General features: G+C 39.2%; 14 protein-coding genes. 5 read left to right on the top strand and 9 right to left on the bottom strand.

Annotated features, from left to right (window positions below; genetic code table 11):
- Nucleotides 1-37: 37 nt before the first annotated feature.
- The gene (uvrA, locus tag BVH02_RS07295; RefSeq protein WP_086500748.1) at nucleotides 38-2854 is read right to left on the bottom strand and encodes an excinuclease ABC subunit UvrA; all 2817 of its coding nucleotides are present in this window, start codon (nucleotides 2852-2854) and stop codon (nucleotides 38-40) included.
- Nucleotides 2855-3012: 158 nt separating this feature from the next.
- Between uvrA and pnuC the strand changes: the two genes are divergently transcribed.
- From pnuC to BVH02_RS07280, 3 genes are all read left to right on the top strand, one after another.
- Nucleotides 3013-3636, top strand: coding sequence for a nicotinamide riboside transporter PnuC (gene pnuC, locus BVH02_RS07290; RefSeq protein WP_086500746.1), 624 nt, complete (start codon nucleotides 3013-3015; stop codon nucleotides 3634-3636).
- A gap of 173 nt (nucleotides 3637-3809) precedes the next feature.
- A complete protein-coding gene (locus tag BVH02_RS07285) occupies nucleotides 3810-4322 on the top strand; it encodes an AAA family ATPase (RefSeq protein ID WP_086500744.1) in 513 nt (170 codons plus the stop codon).
- 25 nt (nucleotides 4323-4347) lie between these two features.
- Nucleotides 4348-5874 (top strand): arylsulfatase, encoded by a 1527-nt coding sequence (locus tag BVH02_RS07280; RefSeq protein WP_086500742.1) that lies wholly within the window; start codon nucleotides 4348-4350, stop codon nucleotides 5872-5874.
- Nucleotides 5875-6029: 155 nt separating this feature from the next.
- Here BVH02_RS07280 and BVH02_RS07275 read toward each other — a convergent pair whose 3' ends face one another.
- From BVH02_RS07275 to BVH02_RS07260, 4 genes are all read right to left on the bottom strand, one after another.
- Entirely contained in the window at nucleotides 6030-7115 is a 1086-nt protein-coding gene (locus BVH02_RS07275) for a serine hydrolase domain-containing protein (protein ID WP_086500740.1), read from the bottom strand.
- A 379-nt stretch (nucleotides 7116-7494) separates the two neighbouring features.
- Entirely contained in the window at nucleotides 7495-9036 is a 1542-nt protein-coding gene (locus BVH02_RS07270; RefSeq protein ID WP_086500737.1) for a M20/M25/M40 family metallo-hydrolase, read from the bottom strand.
- Between the two features lie 162 nt (nucleotides 9037-9198).
- On the bottom strand, nucleotides 9199-10098 hold the full coding sequence (locus BVH02_RS07265; protein WP_223271839.1) for a sugar phosphate isomerase/epimerase family protein: 900 nt from the start codon (nucleotides 10096-10098) through the stop codon (nucleotides 9199-9201).
- Nucleotides 10099-10188: 90 nt separating this feature from the next.
- Nucleotides 10189-11013: an alpha/beta hydrolase gene (locus BVH02_RS07260; protein WP_086500735.1), complete on the bottom strand. Its 825-nt coding sequence runs from the start codon at nucleotides 11011-11013 to the stop codon at nucleotides 10189-10191.
- A 132-nt stretch (nucleotides 11014-11145) separates the two neighbouring features.
- On the opposite strand from BVH02_RS07260, the gene BVH02_RS07255 reads away from it, so the two are divergent.
- Complete coding sequence (locus BVH02_RS07255; protein WP_086500733.1) at nucleotides 11146-12057, top strand: serine hydrolase; 912 nt, start codon at nucleotides 11146-11148, stop codon at nucleotides 12055-12057.
- 49 nt (nucleotides 12058-12106) lie between these two features.
- The gene (locus BVH02_RS07250) at nucleotides 12107-12694 is read left to right on the top strand and encodes a phosphatase PAP2 family protein (RefSeq protein WP_086500731.1); all 588 of its coding nucleotides are present in this window, start codon (nucleotides 12107-12109) and stop codon (nucleotides 12692-12694) included.
- A 145-nt stretch (nucleotides 12695-12839) separates the two neighbouring features.
- Here BVH02_RS07250 and BVH02_RS07245 read toward each other — a convergent pair whose 3' ends face one another.
- The 4 genes from BVH02_RS07245 to BVH02_RS07230 are packed head-to-tail and all read right to left on the bottom strand — an operon-like array spanning nucleotide 12840 to nucleotide 19729.
- Entirely contained in the window at nucleotides 12840-13856 is a 1017-nt protein-coding gene (locus BVH02_RS07245; protein ID WP_086500729.1) for a response regulator, read from the bottom strand.
- The gene (locus tag BVH02_RS07240; RefSeq protein ID WP_086500727.1) at nucleotides 13856-14296 is read right to left on the bottom strand and encodes a response regulator; all 441 of its coding nucleotides are present in this window, start codon (nucleotides 14294-14296) and stop codon (nucleotides 13856-13858) included. The genes BVH02_RS07245 and BVH02_RS07240 overlap by 1 nt, the downstream gene beginning before the upstream one ends.
- Complete coding sequence (locus BVH02_RS07235; protein ID WP_086500723.1) at nucleotides 14286-16646, bottom strand: PAS domain-containing protein; 2361 nt, start codon at nucleotides 16644-16646, stop codon at nucleotides 14286-14288. The genes BVH02_RS07240 and BVH02_RS07235 overlap by 11 nt, the downstream gene beginning before the upstream one ends.
- A complete protein-coding gene (locus BVH02_RS07230) occupies nucleotides 16643-19729 on the bottom strand; it encodes a PAS domain-containing protein (protein ID WP_086500721.1) in 3087 nt (1028 codons plus the stop codon). The genes BVH02_RS07235 and BVH02_RS07230 overlap by 4 nt, the downstream gene beginning before the upstream one ends.
- Nucleotides 19730-20020 lie beyond the last annotated feature (291 nt).

The following is a 20020-nucleotide window of genomic DNA, read 5'->3' as shown; positions in this document are numbered from 1 at the left end:
GCTTTGCTCGCAATGACGAACAAACCGCGCAGGAGGTTTACACAAAGGCCTCCCTTAAATACTTCGCAGTATAATTTCCTTCTTCCTTCATCATATCCTCAGGAGTTCCTTCGAAAGTCAGATAACCTCCCTTATTTCCACCTTCTGGTCCCAAATCAATCACCCAATCTGCAGATTTGATAACCTCAGTATTATGCTCGATGATGATTACCGAGTGACCTTGATCAATCAATGCATTGATGGAGTGGAGGAGTTTTTTGATATCGTGGAAATGAAGGCCAGTCGTCGGTTCATCGAAGATAAAGAGAATGTGATCATTAGTTTTGCTACTTGTTTTGCCAAGGAATGATGCCAACTTCACACGCTGAGCTTCACCGCCTGAAAGCGTATTAGAGCTTTGTCCCATACCGATATAACCCAAGCCAACTTCCTGAAGTGGTTGAAGTTTATTGATAATCTGGGTTTTTCCCTTGAAGAATTCCAAGGCTTCATCGATAGTCATACCCAGGACATCTGAAATGTCTTTGTCTTTATATTTGACATCTAAAATCTCATTCTTAAATCGCTTGCCTTTACAGGATTCGCAAGTCAAGTGGATATCTGCCATGAACTGCATCTCCACCGTCGTGATTCCTTCTCCGGCACAGTTTTCACAGCGACCACCATCTACATTGAAAGAGAAAAATGCTGGTTTGTAGGCTCTCTGCTTGGAAATTGGTTGCTCAGAAAAGAGCATTCTTATCGCATCGTAAGCTTTTACATAGGTCACAGGATTGGAGCGAGAAGACTTCCCGATAGGATTTTGATCCACAAATTCCACCTGAGAAATAGATTTATAATCGCCTTCGATCTTGTCATACTTTCCACTTTCGTCTATGACAGTACCCAGCATTTTACCCAAAGCTGGATAAAGCACTTTCTTCACCAAGGTGGATTTTCCAGAACCTGAAACCCCAGTTACACATGTCAGCGTATTGAGCGGGAATTTGACTGAGATGTTTTTCAGGTTGTTTTCTCTTGCGCCTTTCACGAGAATAGAGTCTTTCCAAGGGCGGTTACCATCTTTTTTGAAGATTTGCTCTTCCCCACGTAAATACTTTGCAGTATGCGTCTGTGCTGAGCTCATCAATTCTTCAATGGAACCTTGGAAAAGCAATTCTCCACCATGAACACCCGCATCTGGCCCAATGTCAATAATCTGATCGGCGGCTTTCATGACCTTTTCCTCATGCTCCACCACGATTACAGTATTACCCATGTCGCGAAGTGCTTTCAAAACTTCTACTAATCGATCTGTATCTCTTGGGTGAAGGCCAATGCTCGGCTCATCCAGGATATACATCGATCCGACTAAGGCCGAACCTAAGGAAGTCGCCAATTTGATCCGCTGAAATTCCCCTCCGGAAAGTGAGGAAGTCAAGCGATTTAAAGTCAAATAGCCCAAGCCAACCTGATCCATATATTCCAAGCGACTCTGCACTTCTTTCAGCAATCTGTTGGCGATTTTGGCCTGATGTGGAGGAAGTTCAAGGGTATTGAAAAATTGCAATGCCTCATCAATCGGCATCAATACGATGTCGATAATAGATTTATCTGCTATTTTGACGTATGAAGCATCCTTCCGCAAGCGAGTTCCCTTACAATCCGGACAAGTGGTGCGACCCCTAAAACGGGAGAGCATCACGCGGTACTGAATCTTATATGTTTTGGTTTCTAGATCTTCGAAAAATGCATCCAGACCTTTGAAATACTTGTTTCCAGTCCAAAGCAATGCTTTTTCCTTGTCGCTCAGATCCTCGTAAGCTCGGTGAATAGGGAAGTCGAATTCGATTCCTTTTTTCAATAAAGGCTCAACCCAGCTACGGGAAGATTCTCCACGCCATGGAGCAATCGCACCTTCGTAAACTGAAAGATCTTTCTCAGGAATTACCAAATCAGTATCTATTCCCAGCACATTTCCAAAGCCCTCACAGGTTCGGCAAGCACCGAAAGGATTATTGAAGGAGAAAAAGTTGACCGAAGGGATTTCGAACTGCATTCCATCCAATTCGAATCGATCTGAAAAGCTTTTTGTCTCTTGTTCTGGAATCGTGATTTTACAATCTCCATGTCCTTCGTAAAAAGCTGTTTGCACTGAATCTGCGATTCGAAATTGATTGTCCTCATCTTCTTTATGAACAGCAACCCTGTCAATCAATATCTCATATTTCCCTTTTGGGATCTTTTTTTCCTGAAGTAGATCTTCTACAAAATATGCCTCATCATCGATCAGAATTCTTGTATATCCTTTTTGCAAAAGCAATTCTAGCTCCTGATTGATCTTTCTACCACGCTCGATTTGTAGTGGGCAGGAAATCATTACTTTCGAGCCTTCTTCGAATGATTGAACATAATCAACTATGTCCGTGACGGTGTGGTGCTTTACTTCTTTTCCCGACACCGGAGAGATTGTCTTTCCTACTCTGGAGAAAAGCAGCTTCAGATAATCATAGATTTCTGTGGTCGTTCCGACTGTGGATCTAGGATTTTTAGTGTTTACTTTTTGCTGAATTGCGATAGCAGGAGCTACACCTTTGATATATTCGACATCGGGTTTTTCCATTCTGCCGAGAAACTGACGGGCATAGGAACTTAAGCTCTCCACATACATGCGTTGGCCTTCGGCAAAAAGTGTATCGAATGCCAAGGAGGATTTTCCAGAACCCGAAAGCCCCGTGACAACCACAAATTTATTACGCGGAATCGCCACACTAAGGCTTTTCAGGTTGTTCACCCGGGCATTTTTGATGATAATAAATTCTCTGGGATCGAGTGAGTCGATGTTGGTTGTACTAGGCAAAGTGCTCAAAGTCATAGGGGACAAAGTTACGAAAGGAACAGCCAAAGTCAGGAAAAAGTTGGGGAGGTTATGAATTTAAAACCACTTTCTCGAAGAATAATTTTTCAATCCGCCAAGTCGGACAAGTACTTCCAATTTTCTAATCTTCCAATATAAATTCTTTTCTTCGCATCATGGAATTGCAATACCTGCTAGATGGTTTGGCGGAAGGTCTACAGAATATGACCTGGCTGGAGGCATTTGCAGTATTTTTTGGGATTGCGTCTGTGTTTTATTCTATGCGGGAACACATTTGGGTTTACCCGACAGGGATTATTTCAACCTTGATCTATGTGTGGATTTGTTTGCAATACAAGTTGTACGCGGACATGGGAATCAACGCGTATTATTTCAGCATGTCTATCTATGGCTGGTATGTGTGGACGCATCCAAAGGAGGGAAAAGCTCAGTTGCCTGTGACTTGGCTGAATGCTCGAGGATGGGCGATTTCAATAGGGATTTTAGTTTTGTCCTATGTCATTTTGGTTTATGTGCTGGTCAATTATACAGATAGCGATGTGCCTTATTGGGATTCCTTTACTACCGCATCAGCATTTGTGGGGATGTGGCTGATGGCCAAAAAGAAAGTGGAAAACTGGATATTTTGGATTGTAACAGATCTTGTAGCCGTCCCACTGTATTTCTACAAAGGATTAGTATTGACATCATTTCAATACTTATTCTTTACTGTTTTGGCTATTTTGGGATTAATTGCATGGATCAAATCAGCGAGAAAAAATGAGGTTCAATTTATATAAAAGTCTTCTATTTCGCTCTGTCAAAGCTTTAGGGGAATCTAATAAAATATTAACCCAGCCCTTCTGGCTGGGCTTGAATATCTTGGGCTTTCAGCCCAATTCATAGAAATGAAAAATTTTGCTTTGTGCCCCTCCGCGAAAACTCAGAGTCCTCTGCGGTTAAAAAACTAATAATGCTTAAACCAAAACGAATCCTAATTCTTGGCCCGGAATCTACCGGGAAAAGCACATTGGCGCAAGATCTTGCTAATTACTATGGGGAGCCGTGGGTACCAGAGTATGCAAGAGAATATCTTGATGACCTAGAGAGAGAATACTGCTATGAGGATATGTTAAAGATCGGAAAAGGGCAAGTTGCTTTGGAAGATGCTATCGCTGAAAAAGCTAAGAATTATCTTTTTTGCGATACAGATTTGCGAGTTATCCACATCTGGTCGGAGCATAGATTCGGGAAAACTGATCCTTGGGTAATTGAGCAAATTGCCCAGAGAAGCTATGATTTGATCTTGCTGACAGATACAGATTTACCTTGGACTCCCGACCCATTAAGAGAATATCCTGAGTTGAAAATGCGGAACTATTTTCTTGATTTATACACGAAATTAGCTTTGGAAAGCGGTTTTCCATTTCATCTTATTTCTGGAAATAGGGATGAACGGCTTACGAAAGCAATAAAATTGATCTAGTTTTAAATCTTAATCCTAGTAAAATATGACTCGAAGTATTCTCCCTCTTTTCTTTTTGATCCTCATTTTTTCCTGTGAAACAGCAGAAGAACAGAACCCTAAAAAGCCGAATGTAATTTTAATTTTAGCTGATGATCTAGGTTATGGCGAAGTAGGTTATCAAGGTCAAAAAAAGATCAAAACACCAAATATTGATGCCTTGTCAGCGACTGGAATGATTTTCACCAATCATTATTCTGGAGCTCCAGTGTGTGCGCCTGCACGATCTGTATTGCTTACAGGCTTGCACATGGGGCATACCTACATTCGTGGCAATGATGCAATGAAAGAGCGAGGTGATGTGTGGGATTATGCAAAAGCATCTGCAGACCCAAACCTAGAAGGTCAGCGAAATTTGCCCTTGGATACAGAAACGATGAGCAAAATGCTTCAACGAGCTGGATATAAAACAGGCATAGTGGGAAAGTGGGGACTTGGAGCGCCACTGACAGATGGAATTCCAAATAACTTGGGATTCGACTATTTCTACGGATACAATTGCCAGCGCCAAGCACATAATCTCTATCCAACTCACCTCTGGGAAAACCGAGAGAAAATTCCTTTGGATAACGATTTGGTAGTACCAACTACTAAACTGGATCAAGGTGCTGATCCAAATGATCCAGCGAGTTATGCCAAATACGAGCAAAATGAGTATGCTCCAGACTTGATGCATGAGAAAGCTATGAATTTCATTGTTGAAAATAAGGATGAGCCATTTTTCCTTTATTATGCTTCTCCACTTCCACATGTTCCCTTACAGATTCCCGGTACGGATAGAGAAGGCTATATCTCGGAGCTCGGGGCAGAAGATCCATACGATGGAAAGCAGGGTTACTTCCCTAATCAATTTCCTAATGCGACTTATGCTGCGATGATCACCAAACTAGATCAGCAGATCGGAGAAATCAGAGCGAAGTTGATAGAGTTGGGTTTGGAGGAAAATACCATGATCATCGTCACAAGCGACAATGGACCAACTTACACGGGTGGGGTAGATTTTGATTACTTCGAAAGTTCTGCTCCATTCACTAATGGCTACGGTAGAACCAAAGGTTTCTTGTATGAAGGAGGAATCAGAGTACCAATGCTGGTAAGCTGGCCAGGCAAGATCAAGCAAAGTACTTCGGATCACATTTCAGTTTTTTACGACATATTTCCTACCCTAGCAGAACTGGTAGGCATGCCTATTTCTGAAGAGATGGATGGGAAAAGTTTCCTCCCAGAGTTGATGGGCAAGGAACAGGAAAAGCATGAATACCTCTATTGGGAGTTTCCGGAAACTGGCGGTCAGCAGGCCGTGAGAATGGGGAATTGGAAAGCGGTGAGACAAAATATAGTGAAAGAGAACAATTTGAATATTGAGTTGTATGATCTCTCAGCAGATATTTTGGAGCAGAATAATATAGCTGCTCAGCATCCGGATTTGATCAAAAAGTTCGAAGAGATTATGGCAAAAGAACATGAAGTTCCTGTCGTCAGTACCTTCAGAATGGCTGCTTTGGGGGATTAAATTGTATAATTATCTTCTTTTTAGTAGGGATAAAAGCCATCTTATAAATTGCTAAACCCTAGAGTTAAGGCCGCTTCGGTGTTCCGTCTAATAAGATGATTGAAATTTGGTTACCACTGTCTTCCAGTTGCCGCCATAGGATTTTCAAGCATTTTCTACCATTTCCCTAGAGAAAGTGTAGCAGCTTCCACCAATCTCATCATGTCGGGATGAGCATTATTATTCAGGATAATTATCGTTTTGTTTTCTTCAATGAAGCGGACGATGATTGTTTTGTACCCAGGATTGTCACCAGTGTGCATCACCATTTTCCCGAAGGGACTTTTGGGTTCGATCTCCCATCCAAATCCGTAATAGCTCCTTCTCTCATTAGTTAATTTGAATGGCGTAAAGGCTTCTTCAAGAGTTTCCTCAGAAACCAATGTATTGCTGTATAGTGCTTGATCCCATTTCAATAAATCCTCCACATTGCTACTGACTCTTCCAGGGCCTTTTCTATTGCCTAGCCATACTGTGTAATCTGACGAATGAAAAGTATTAGCATTAACATAGTGGCCTTCTTTATTTTTAAGATGGCCTGCTGCAAAAGTTTGAACCTCCGCTTTTTCCGCCAAGGATCGAATGTCGGTACTTTTCATTTTCAGAGGTTGAAAAATCCATTCCCTCATTAGCTCCACAAAGTCTTTTCCAGTGGCTTTTTCCACAATACTTGCCAGCAAAACATAACCTGTGTTGCTGTATTCGTATTGTTCACCTGGTTCAAATGATTTCACAGGTGCATACTCCCGCAGGTATTCGAGGATCTCCTGATTGCCGGCAACTTTGCTTTTGTCCCAGTGAGCATCCATTATAGCTTGATAGTCAGGAAGTCCGCTGGTGTGAGTGAGTAGATGACGAATCGTGATTCCTGGATAGGGAGTTTCTATATATTTGGCAGCTTGATCATCGAAGGCTAACAATCCTTTTTCTTCGCACATCATGATCATCATGGCTGTGAATTGCTTGGAGAGTGACGCCAGTTCGAAAGTATCATCTTCATGGAGCAAAATGCGATTTTCGTAGGTGCGCATCCCCATTGCATCTTCGAAAAGGATCTTGCCATTTTCAGCTACGAGAATTACACCAGAAAATCCTTCCTTCTCTGCCCTTTCAACTGCTTCATGCAGAATCTTTTGTTGAGCCAGTACATTTAGTTGAAAGGAAGCAATAGCCAATAAGAAGAGTAAGAGGAATCTATTCATGACATGAGAGGTTTGTCAGAAATTTACAAAACCTTTTTGGTAATGCCCTAATATGGGTTAGAAGCATGGTGATAGAAAAATTTTTCTGACAGCAAAGCACGATAAGTTTTCGAAGGGAAGGTGAAGCTTAAATTCGAGCATGCAACAAATAGTTATAATTGCGTTTGCTATGAAGTCAGAATGGCAGAAATATGTGATTGTATTAAGATTCTTATTTTCCAATGTTTTGGAATTTGGGCTTCAATCTAATTCTCTATGAGGCGCGAGGGGTTCTATTGAGTCCTAATCGATGCCCTTAGTGGCCTTTGCATAAAGAATAAATACAAAAAAAGCCACGAGAAAAATCCCGTGGCTTCATTATTTAGTTAGGTATTGTTGATTACTCTACTCCACCTTTTCTAGTAGGAGAGCGTACAGCAGGCCATTCTGTTGGCTGGCCATTTCTTCCGATAGGAATTCTTACTTCTTTAGAAACCATTCCTTCTTCTTCACTAGCCATGTAAACCATGATAGCAGCCATAATAACGTTGTTTTGAACGTCATCAAAAACGATTTTATCATACGTATCCAAGTTGGTGTGCCATGTGTAGTTGCCATATGACCAGCTCAATGAGCTCAAAGAGAACGCTGGAACGCCTGCAGCTACGAAAGAAGCATAGTCAGATCCTCCACCACCTGGATTGCCAGGGAAAGATGATTCAACGTCTCTGGTGATATTTCTAGGTACTTTAGACATCCATCTTCCTAGGTATTCGTAACTATGCACGAAGCCTTGTCCGGAAACGTTGGCTACTCGGCCAGTACCATTGTCTTGGTTGAAAAGTGCTTGGATCTTTGGCATCATTTCAGGATGGTCTTCTACGAAACCTCTAGAGCCGTTCAAGCCTTGCTCTTCAGAACCCCAGTGACCTACCAAGATTGTTCTTTTAGGATTAGGATATACTTTCTTTAAAACTCGCATCACTTCCATCATCATGATAGAACCTGTACCGTTGTCAGTAGCTCCAGTACCGCCATCCCATGAGTCAAAGTGTGCAGAAAGCACCACATATTCGTCAGGCTTCTCAGTTCCTTTGATCTCAGCGATGGTGTTGAATGTTGGCACCATGCCATTCTCTTTAGATTGAGCATTGAGGTTAATCATTGGTTTGCTTCCACCTTCAGCAAGTCTGAAAAGTAGGCCGTAATCTTCCAATGATAAATCTACAGTGGGTACTTTTTTAGTAGATGCAGAGAAAATCTTATTTGCTCCAAATCCTTGAGACCAGTTAGAAGTGATGAGTCCTAATGCACCAGCATTTTCAAGAGCTGTAGGCAAATCTCTTCTTCCTTTACCAGTTTTTTGAAGTCTTGAATTCCAATCTGCATTGGATGCAGTACGATCTTCTTTCATTTTGGTGAAAGACTCTTCCGTTGCGAATTCCTCCCAGTTGTAATCTGGACGGCCTGTCAATTGAGGAGCTGAGATCATTACATACTTTCCTTTTACAGAAGGGAGCCATTTTGCGAAAGCTACAGAGTCTGCCAAATCTGGAAGAGTTACCACTTCACCCTTAGCTCCACCTTTAGGAGATGATGGGCTCCAAGCAAGTTGAGTTCCAGAAAGAGATCTAGTCCAAGGTGCCACCATATCAATATGTGTAATTCCTCTTTCCCAGCCTCTCCATTCGCCCCATTGCTCATTGCGAGCTTCAATGCCCCAGCCTTTGTATTTTGCGACAGCCCAGTCATGGGCTTGCTGCATTTGAGGTGATCCAACCAGTCTCGGGCCTATACCGTCCATCAATTCATGTCCGATCTGCTTAAGTTGGGAGTTATCGGTTTCCTCTTTAATAATTTTGTCAATTATTTCGTCTTGGGCTTGAACATTACTCCCAAGAAGCAACATCAGACCCATGCCTAATAAGTATCTCTTTTTCATATTTGGTTTATTTTACCCCTAAAAATATTGCTTAGATATGTGATTTCCGCACCGCTGGTGGATTAGTGGGCTTTATTGGCCATATGCATGCGCAAAAGAGTAAGTAATCAACCATAGTCTCAGATATTTTTGGACTTAAATTCAAAATCTTTTAGATGAAGATTAGCCAAACAAGTTGGTCAAGTTCTTTTTAAAGTACTCAGCACTATCTTTTACGCTCTGAATGGGGTCTTGGGCAAAGTTACCTCCTTGTTCGATGTAGTAAAACTCCATCCCTGAAAGAGATGCATCTGGGAGAATCTTCGTATAATCTATCGATCCATTTCCCATCTCAGTGTAGTCTCTGTTGACTTTGTCCATGTCTTTGATGTGCCACATTACAAATCGACCTGGTGCTTTCATAAAAAGCTCGTGAGCAGTATATGGGGAGCTATGAGCTACCCAATACAAATCGATCTGAAGTTTGACCAATTCTGGATCTGTATTTTGCAAAATAATATCGTAACCTATTTCGCCATTTTGCTCAATAAATTCAAAATTGTGATTGTGGTACGCAAAACCAAGTCCGGCCTTATTTACTCGCTCGCCGATCTCATTCAGCTTATCTGTCAAAATCTTAAACTTTTCAATTGATCGGGATTCTGGATCCAGCCAAGGCCAGGTAATGTATTTTTGGCCTAATGCATGTGCTCCTTCTATACTTTGATCCGTATAGCGTAATAGCTCTTCAGTTGATCCATTGAAATATTTTATAAAATCATAATGACCAGAGGTACTAATTAGGGAATTGTCTTCTAGTACTTTCTTGAAATCAGTGGCTGGCATTCCATAAAATGCCTGTTTTTCTCCATCGTAACCGTAGGTTTCGGTATCCTGATAGCCAAAGCCAGCGATTGTTTTCAAGGATAGCTTAGGGTCTTGAGCCATTGGAGCCCTGATGGTGAAAAGTTGAAGCCCCATTTTGTAGGAGTTTACTTTAGGAAAAGTATAGCTTGACATACCAAAACTGGCAACTGATAGCGCAAGTCCTGTCTGTTTTATAAAATCACGGCGGTTTAGCATTGGGGTTTCTTTAGATAATCTGGTAAATAATCAACAATAGCTGAAGGCTGAATATACAACGCGAAATTTCAATGAGGGCTAGGCAATCGCCTATTTCCCAGCTTCGAAATAATTGTGAAAGAACAGCAACTGATATTGCACGGCATCGGCCCAGTACTCCCAAGTATGGCCTCCCGGACCAGTCATGAATGTGTGTGGGATGTTGTTGTAAGCTAATTTTTCATGCAGTTTGACATTTACATTGTAGAAGAAATCGGCTGTGCCGCAGCTGATAATTAATGCTAACTTATTCGGAAGTAGACGATTACTTTGATACATCACAGAATATTCTTCCCAGCGTTCAGGGTTTTCAGCTTTTATGCCAAGATACTTTTTCATCTCCCAGTTCTCTGGAAAAGGCCCTATATCCACACCACCACTTAGACTTCCAGCAGAGCCATAAGTGTCCTGATGACGAAAGGCCAAATAAAGTGCTCCATGTCCGCCCATGCTCAAGCCAGTAATTGCTCTTCCTTCGCGACTAGGAATCGTGCTGTATTCATTATCGATAAATTCCACTAATTCTTTTCCTACGTAAGTCTCATACTTGGAGTCTGCCACCTCAGGGCTATCCCAGTACCAGCTCCCAAAGTTTCCATCTGGTGTCACGATGATCAATCCATACTGATCGGCATACGACTCCAGTTGTGGGACTTTTTCGATCCAATTCTTATAGTTGCCCGAGTATCCATGAAGCAAATAAACCACTGGATAATCCTTGTCTTGGCTATATTCTTTGGGAGTGATTACCACAGCCTTGATCTCTTTTTGCATAGCTGCACTGAAGGTGGTGACAGTGTCTACGCTGGCAATTGCATGAAATGTTACGAGATAGAATAATGCGAGTGCTAGAAAGGAGGGGATATTGAATTTCATAGGTAAAGATGATTTTTGGGTTGAGTTGCCTAAAAATGGTAAGTATGATTGGATTTCTCGGTTTTCTAAGCGAAAAAAAGCAATTACATTGAGTGTGTATTAATCACTATTTTTAAAACAGTCCACCTATTTATGAGACGTTTCCATTGTAGAATTAGCTGTTTGATAGTTGTTTCTTTCCTTTTCTCCTGCCAAGAAAAAGTATCAAAATTAGAATTACTTCAAACAACTATTCAATCTCAAATCGATTCCATCCAAGGAAATGTGGCAGTAGCTTTTTACAATTTGTCTGATTCTAGCGATAGTTTACAGATCAATGCTGATGAGGAATTTCATGCGGCCAGTACTATGAAAGTGCCTGTGATGATCGAACTATACAAGCATCAGGCTCAGGGAAAGCTGAATTTGAGTGATACTATTTTTCTAAAAAATGAGTTTAAAAGTATTGTCGATTCTAGTCTGTACAGTATGGATATAGGAGATGACAGTGACGATGTGATTTATGGAAAAATTGGGTCGGTAGTTACCCTAAATGATCTTTTATATCCTATGATTACGGTAAGCAGTAATTTGGCTACCAATGTTCTTATAGAATTGGTTGGAGCCAGGAATGTTACAGCTACCATGCGAGACTTAGGAGCTGAAAAGATTCAAGTCCTACGAGGAGTGGAGGATCAGAAGGCTTTTGATCTAGGACTGAGTAACTCCACAACTGCCAAAGACCTCATGATGATCATGAAAGCTATAGCTGAAAACACCGCTGGAACGGAAGCCGATTGTAAGGAGATGATCGCGATCATGAAAGATCAACAATTCAAAGAGATCATTCCTTTTTACCTGCCTAAAGAAGTGACCGTCGCTCACAAAACGGGATCCATTACTGGCGTTCACCATGATGCGGGAATTATCTATTTGCCAGATGGTCGCTCCTACGTATTGGTTTTGCTATCTAAGAATTTAGAGGATTTTGTTGTCGGAACTGAGCAATTGGCAGGTATTTCAAAAAGTGTGTATGACTATATGGTGGTAGAAAAAAAGAATTGATACTAATTACTTTTCAGCAACGTTCAGATATCGCTTTCGCCAAGGAATTATGAAAAAAATAGTCAGTTTACTTCTCTTTCTGACTCTGTCAGTTCCAGGATTTTCACAAAACTTAGATATTGATATTTTAAAAAACATCAACCTAAACAGAAACGAGAAACTAGATCCCGCATTTGAATTTATCAGTAATACAGTCACGCCCATCAGTATCGCCACGCCTGCAATAATTCTATCTGTAGGACTGCTCGAAAAAAATAAGGAAATGACCCATAAGGGTTTATTTATTGCTGAAACTCTAGTGGTTTCTACCCTAATCACGTCCGCACTTAAGTATAGTGTAGATCGACCTAGACCTTACGAAACGTATTCTTTTATAAATAATGTGCTCGACCCAAACAGCCCTTCCTTTCCCTCTGGTCATACTTCAGCAGCATTTGCTACGGCTACTTCTTTGAGTCTTAGTTATCGAAAATGGTATGTCATCGCTCCTTCATACTTGTGGGCTTCTACAGTGGCCTATTCACGAATGGATTTAGGGGTTCATTATCCTAGGGACGTACTAGCCGGGGCGGTAGTTGGTGCAGGAAGTGCATACCTCTGCTATTACGTTAATAAGAAAGTATTTCATAGAAAGTGAGGTGTTTAAGCTTGAGAAAAATTTTAATGACTGCTTTGATAAGGTAGCTTATCAATTAGTTTAAAAAAGCCTAAATGAGAAATGAATAAATTTCTGAGGAGAAATAGTGATAAGTTAACTTTGCAAGTAGTCTTATCTTTTATGACTATTCACGACTAATAATTATCTCCGATTTTTCATTTATATCTCTTACGATTTTATCCAATTCCAAAGCAGATTCCTTAATGAATTGCAATAGTTCTGAGTTTTCTTTGCTACTGCCCTCCTCTGAGATCTCCAATAGATTTACCAAGCCAAGTAGTCTAGCCAAGGGAGCTCTGACCACATGAGATTGTATCCAGGCGATCTCCTTAAATGCTTCATTTTGCTCTTCAATCTTCCGAGTATATTTGATGTTTTCAGTAATATCATTTATTAAGACTAAGCCTGCATCTTTATTGTTGATTCTGATTTTCGCAGGATTGACTTCCACATCAATGATCTCACCAGTCTTTTTTATGTGCTTTGTAATCCGCTGAAAATCTGACTTGTCATCTCCCCAAAAACCTTCAATAGCTCGTCGCAAAATATCGTATTCTTCTTTTGGACGAAAATCAAACAAGTTCATTGACAAAAACTCTTCCTCATCATAGCCATACTTCAAAATTGTAGCTTGATTTACATCTACCACTCTTAAAGTTTCCAGATCATATACAATAATTGGCGAGGGATTTAATTGAAAGAGGTCAGAGTATTTACTTCTGGATTCTTTAAGTTCAGAAATAAATTTGACTCGCTGAATATTATATAGCAAGCTTTTGTAAAGGATAGCAGCAGACAAATCATCTTTGAGCAAATAATCTGAAGCACCCAAAGCCAAAGACCGACTACCAAATTCCAAATTTGAAAACCCTGTCAAAACTACCACAGGAATTCCTATAGCTCGTTTTATAATCTGCAAGACTAATTCTTCACCTGATTTGTCTGGAAGTGAAAGATCAAGAAATACGATATCAAACTGACTTGCAGCATCCTCTAAATATCGGGCAGCAGCTTTAAAGCTTTCGGCATGCTTTATTTTCAAATTGAGAAGTGATTCAGAAAGATATTCTTCCAAAATGACAAAATCCCCCAGATTATCCTCAACTACTAAAACATGATAATGCTCTACATCTTTTGCCATTATGCTCTAGTTTTAGAAGAAATAAGTGTTGATATCCAGAACTCTTCGATTTTACTGACCACTTGCAAATATTCATCAATTTCAATGGGCTTGATAATATAGCAATAGTCTTCCAGTTTTTTGGCTTTAATAATGTCCATCTCGGAGGAAGAGGTAGTGAGTATTATCACCGGGATGTCCCTTAACAAAGCATTATCAGCCATGGATGAGATTACCTCATACCCATTTTTCTTGGGAAGATTAATATCTAATAATATCAAATCTGGTAGTGCAACACAATTAGTATCAGCAATGCCAAAGAGCAAACTTATTGCCTCGGCTCCATCTCTTGCTATTTCGATTTTATTTACAAATTCGGCCTCACTTAAAGCGTCCGTTATAAGGAGAACATCTCCCTCATTGTCCTCAACTAATAAAATACTAATTGGTTTAGTTGCCATATAATTTGAGTGTAAAATGAAATTTAGTGCCTTGTTCTGAGGAGTCTACCCAAATTTTGCCGCCATGCTGGTTTACTATTTTTTTACATACTGCTAATCCAATTCCAGTTCCTGAATATTCATTTTTGATATGCAAGCGACTGAATACATTGAAAACCTTGTCGAAATACTCTTCATCTATTCCTATACCATTATCCTGTACTGTAATCTGGCAGAAACCTTCCACACTTTTAGAGTAAATTGAAATTATTGGGGTATTTTCTTTTTCTTGATATTTCAGTGCGTTGGAAATTAAATTAATAAATACGCTTTTAATAGGAGTTATGATCCCTAAAATTTCTGGCAAATCTCCCACATTTATTTGAGCATTTTTTTCTTCCATTAAATCCTTATTGAGAGTGATTACCTCTTTCACTAAGGCGTTCAGATTGATCCGGTCTAGCATACTCTCATCAAAGCCGATGCGGGAATATTCTAACATGTCATCAATCAATACAGTCAGCCTTTTGGCTCCATCCACGGCAAAATATATGTATTGCAGCCCCTTTTCATCCAAAACTGGCGTATATTTTTTCTCTAACAGTTGAAGAAAGGAACTAATCATCCGTAGAGGTTCCTTCATATCATGAGATGCCATAGAAGCAAAAGATTTTAGCTCTTCATTAACTGACTGTAATTGCAGATTAGCGCTTTTTACTTCTTCTTCCCTCCATTTTTTTTCGGTGATATCTACATGTGTTCCAAACATCATTAGTGGTTTTCCATCTAATGTCCAAGAAAATACTTTTCCGCGGCTTACTATCCAAACCCATTTTCCGCTTTTATGTTTCATCCGGAATTCGGAATCATAGTTTTCGATTTTTCTAGCAAAACATTCTTCTAATAGTTTTTCAGATTCAATAATGTCCACAGGGTGACATAATTTAACCCAAGTTTGAAAGTTAATAGGTTCTAATTCTTTCAAAGTATAGCCGATTATATTCGCCCAAGTCTCGTTGTAAATCGCTTCACCGGTTTGTATATTCCATTCCCAAGTTCCAGCGTGTGTACCTTCTATTACATTAGAAAGCCGCTGCCTTTGATTTGCAAGATTGATTTCAGCCTCTTTCCTTTTTGTAATATTTTGTGTGGAGCCAATTATCCTGACGGCTTCACCTTGTCTGTTGCGAACAATCAGCCCATTATCAATGACATAAATTAATTCTCCATCTGCTTTCTTGAATCTAAACTCTTGAGACCAATTATCCCCAGTTCCCATTAGCGTTTCCTTCAAATTCTTCTCAACATTATCAATATCTTCCGGATGGATTTTTGATTTCCAAAACTCATCTTTACTCACATCTTCGTTGCTTGAATACCCAAGAAGCTTATCGAAATTTTCACTTCGAAAAGTATGTCCTTTCTCAAGATCCCAGTCCCAGATTATCTCCGAAGTAGCTTGTGTAGCTAGTTTAAATCTTTTATTACTAAGCCTGAGCTGGCGTGTAGTTTCTCGTACTTTTTTAGCTAGTTTTTGGGGTTGGATGGCTAGGTTGTATATCAAATAAGCAAATAACAGGGCTAGCACCACTCTTAAAACAATAAGATGTCCTATTGAACTAAGCGCTTGGCTCGAGTTCAGCTGGACTTTAATTATCCAGTTTCCTTCAGGGATTTTGATTTCTTTAGAGAAGCCATCAGCTCTAGAGAAATCACTGGATAGTAAGGATGTTTTAACTGAGTCATTAGGGCCTAACTTGAATAAATCAACTATTAAGTCTGGATCATTTTGCAATCCACTAAAAACTTTGTCAAGAAATTTCTTCCAATCTATTATAACCACTGCAAATCCTGTAAAAATATTATCTCTAAATAGAGGTTGACGGGCAAGAATGCCTTTTCCCCCTTGTTTGAGATTAATTGGACCGGCAAAGAATAGTTGTTTTTTTTCTATCGCTAAAGTTGCCTCTTTTGTAATAGCAGTGTCGGCTAGGATATCATAGCCGATGATCATTTCATTGCCTACTAGTGGGTATGTCGCTACTATGACGCCGCTATCTAAATATTGGATTTGATCAATGATTTCAATATTATCAATGATACTTTTGCCAATTTCTACAAAGTTGTGCTCAACCTTATTCGTTTGAACTAAATAAGCTAAAATATTGACTGAAGATTTTGCTGTATAGATAACTTCTTGAATCCTATTTTCAATAAGTTCCTCAGCCTGTTGTACTCTATTATTTTCTTCGATTAGATTTAATTGATAATCCTTTAGAGAAATGTAGAATCCAACTCCCAGCGACAGAAAAAAAATAACACAACCAAAAGTTATCGGAGATTTATAGAAAAGCTTTTTTAATTTCTTCATTCAACAGCTGGTTTTTTAAGCGTAAAACGGAAGATAGTGCCGACGCCTAGGGTTGATTCAGCCCAAATCCTACCATGATGAAGATCCACTATTTTCTTACTTATAGCTAGCCCAATACCTGTCCCTGAGTAAGTCCCTTTTACGTGTAATCGTTGAAAGATAATAAAGATCTTTTCCAAATATTGATGTTCAATACCAATCCCATTGTCTTTAATCGAAAACTCCCATTTATCCTCTGACTCAATGGCCGAAATCCAAATTTCTGCCTTTTGACCTATTGGTTGATACTTAATAGCGTTTGAGATCAAATTTTGAAATAATTGAATCAAAGTGTTTTTGTGCCCACAGACTTTCGGCAGTAGATCTATGTGAATAGTAGGTTCTGTTCTGTCAATTTTCTTTTTCAAAAAAAGCAGTGAGGTTTCTAGTACTTCTTTAGCATCAATCCAGGTTTTAGCTCCTTTAATACTATCAAGTTTAGAAAATTGCAACAAGTCTAATATGATCTCACGCATCCTCTTTGCTCCATCTATTGCAAAGTGAATGTATTTTTTCCCTTTTTCATCTAGCACAGCATCGTACCGCTTTTCGACCAAACCCAAAAAACTGGTAATCATTCGCAGAGGTTCTTGCAGATCATGGGAGGCTACGTAAGCAAACTGCTCTAACTCTTGGTTAGAAATCTCTAATTCATGGTTCGCTTTTTTAAGATTTTTATTTAACAATTGCAGGGAGACTTCGTGGTCCTTTCTAGCGCTTATATCTTGCAGTGCGCCTAGAAGACGTATTGGAATCTCTTTGGTATTACGGATCACTGTACCTGAATCTAATACGACTGCATATGTCCCATCATTCCTTTTGAACCGATATTCAATTTTGAATTCATTTTCATTTTTACTCGTCACTAGTTTAGATATAAATTCGTCAACCCTTGCTTTGTCTTCTGGGTGAATTCTAGAGCTCAACTCTTTAGCAATGTTTGCGCTGTTGCTGAGGTCAACTCCGAATAATTTTGAAAAGCCTTCTCCCCAAAATCGAGTGTCAGTCTCTAGGTCCCAATCCCAAATCGCATCGTTTGTTACTTCCGAGATGAGCCTGAATCGTTCATTGCTATTTTTTAAAGCTTGCTCGGCCAAATACCTATCGGTATCATCAAACACCGTGGATATCATCAAATTCAAGTCTGGAACAGGAATGTTCTTAGCATTTATTATTCTTTGACGACCATCTTTTGTGTTGATGATGATTCCTTCCCAAGACATCCTTTCAATATCTCCATTAGCTATATCCTCAAAAATCTTTGCTTTAATCCAACTGCGATATGCTGGATTTTGATAGACATTTTCAAAGAAATCATTCACATTAACTAGTTCATCTTTTGGCCATCCGTAAATATCCTCAAAGGCTTTATTCATATAAGTGGCCTCTCCATCACTGATTTTGTTCACGGCTATTCCTAAAGGGATATTATTGAGCGTAGATTCTATGAAAAGATTTCTATTCCTAAGCTCAAGTTCAATTTCCTTCTCTTTGGTGATTTCCTGGGCTGTGCCTCTGAATAAACTTGCTCCTTCGTTTTTAGCTTGAATTATTTCTCCTTTTTCGTGAATGTATTTAATCCTTTTCCCTGCCAGGATAATTCTATACACTACATCTAATTTCTTTTCTTGCATCAAGGCCCTGTTTCTATGGTATAGAAAGCTTTTGCGGTCTTCCGGATGTATCGAATCAAAGAAAAAATCAAAATTTACAATTTGAGAATTCTTTACAATCTCCCATATTCTGTACATTTCATCTGACCAATAAACATGGTTGCTTTTTAAGTCACTTTCCCAGTAGCCAATTTTAGATATTTCCTGACCTTTGAGAAGCTGCTTATTTTCCGCTTTGATTTTTTCTGATGCAATCTTTTTTTCAGTTATATCTCTTGAAAAGCAAGCCAATCCTACAATCTCACCATCCACCTCAATAGGAGTTATTTTTGTTTCAAAATAGGTAGGAGTGCTATGGTTTTTTGATTCTAATTTTACATTCTTTCCCATCAGAGCTTTACCGTAGTAAAACTTCCAATATTCAACTTCCTGAGGGTTTTGATATTTATTAGATAGAAGATCGTCTCCTGGTTTGATATCCCACCGGAATGTTTTTTTCATTGTCTTAAAAAATGCATTATTGGCATTAACTAGCTTGAAATCTCTATCTAAGCCCCATATTAAATCCGGTGAGGAGTCTAGGATAGTTTGAATTCTAAACTTATCCTCAATCCGTTTTTTTCTTGACTCCACCAGTTTAGTTATATCTCGAGCGATGCCAAGTATCTGATTAGTTTCGTTTTTTATATTACCAGACCAGTTAAGATGGATTAGGCGGCCTTTAACGTCAATGAATCTTATTTCAAAATTTCTGATTTTCTCTCCTAATAAAACATCTTTAAACGCGATGTTGGTTTTTTCCAAATCAGGTGGGTATACGAAATCTACATAATTCTTTCCTATCAATTGATCCGTAGAATAACCTAAGGTCTCTTTTACGCTTTCAGAAATTTTTGCAATCATTCCATTGGCATCAAATAAAAATATCATATCAATAGAATAATCTAAAATATTGCCCAGCTCCTTAGCTTCAGTGATAAATTGATTTTCCCTATTTTTCAGACTAGTGATGTCTTTAAATGTACCTAACAAGAATTGTGGTTTCCTGTCTTTGTCAAATTCAATTATCCCCTCCGAAAGCACATGCCTAATCTCTCCTGAAGGCCAAATGATTCTTTTTTCTACTTGGTATGGAACACCCTTTTCAATGCTGTTATCTAACGCAATTTTGGCAATAGTTCTATCCTCTGGATGAATGACTGAAAGCCCAAGTTCTGTGGTAGCAGGATATTTTTTACGATCCAATCCACAAATTTTATAAAATTGATCTGACCAGTGGTTTTCTCCCGTTTGTAAATTGACCTTCCACCAACCAATGCCACTTATTTTTTCGATAGTTTCTAATATACTTTTATTACTATCACTGAATGCCTGTGTGGAGACCAAGCGAGGATTGGATTCTTCTGAATTTTCTTGATGGAATGATGACATATTAAAAGGTTTTCAAAAGTAATATAATCTTATTCTTTGGTTTGCAAGAAATCATCGCTTTAAAGGAAATGAGTAGTACTGTGATCTCCATTATAAGTCGCATTTAGTATTTTATTGGAGATAAAGCAGACATACATGTTTTTTTATTGAGAATAGTAGTCATAAGAGGGATCAATGAAATTGTGACATCTATTCAGCTAACCAATAGTTAATCAAGATTAATCTTGATAAATAAAAAAACAGGCCTTCGAAGAATACTTCCAGTCCTATTTCTAACCCTAAGCGTTCTTG

Source organism: Algoriphagus ratkowskyi (assembly GCF_002150505.1).
In the GTDB taxonomy this organism is placed as follows: domain Bacteria; phylum Bacteroidota; class Bacteroidia; order Cytophagales; family Cyclobacteriaceae; genus Algoriphagus; species Algoriphagus ratkowskyi.
The sequence above is the reverse complement of the archived record's forward strand: the minus strand, read 5'-3'. Positions and strand labels throughout refer to the sequence as shown.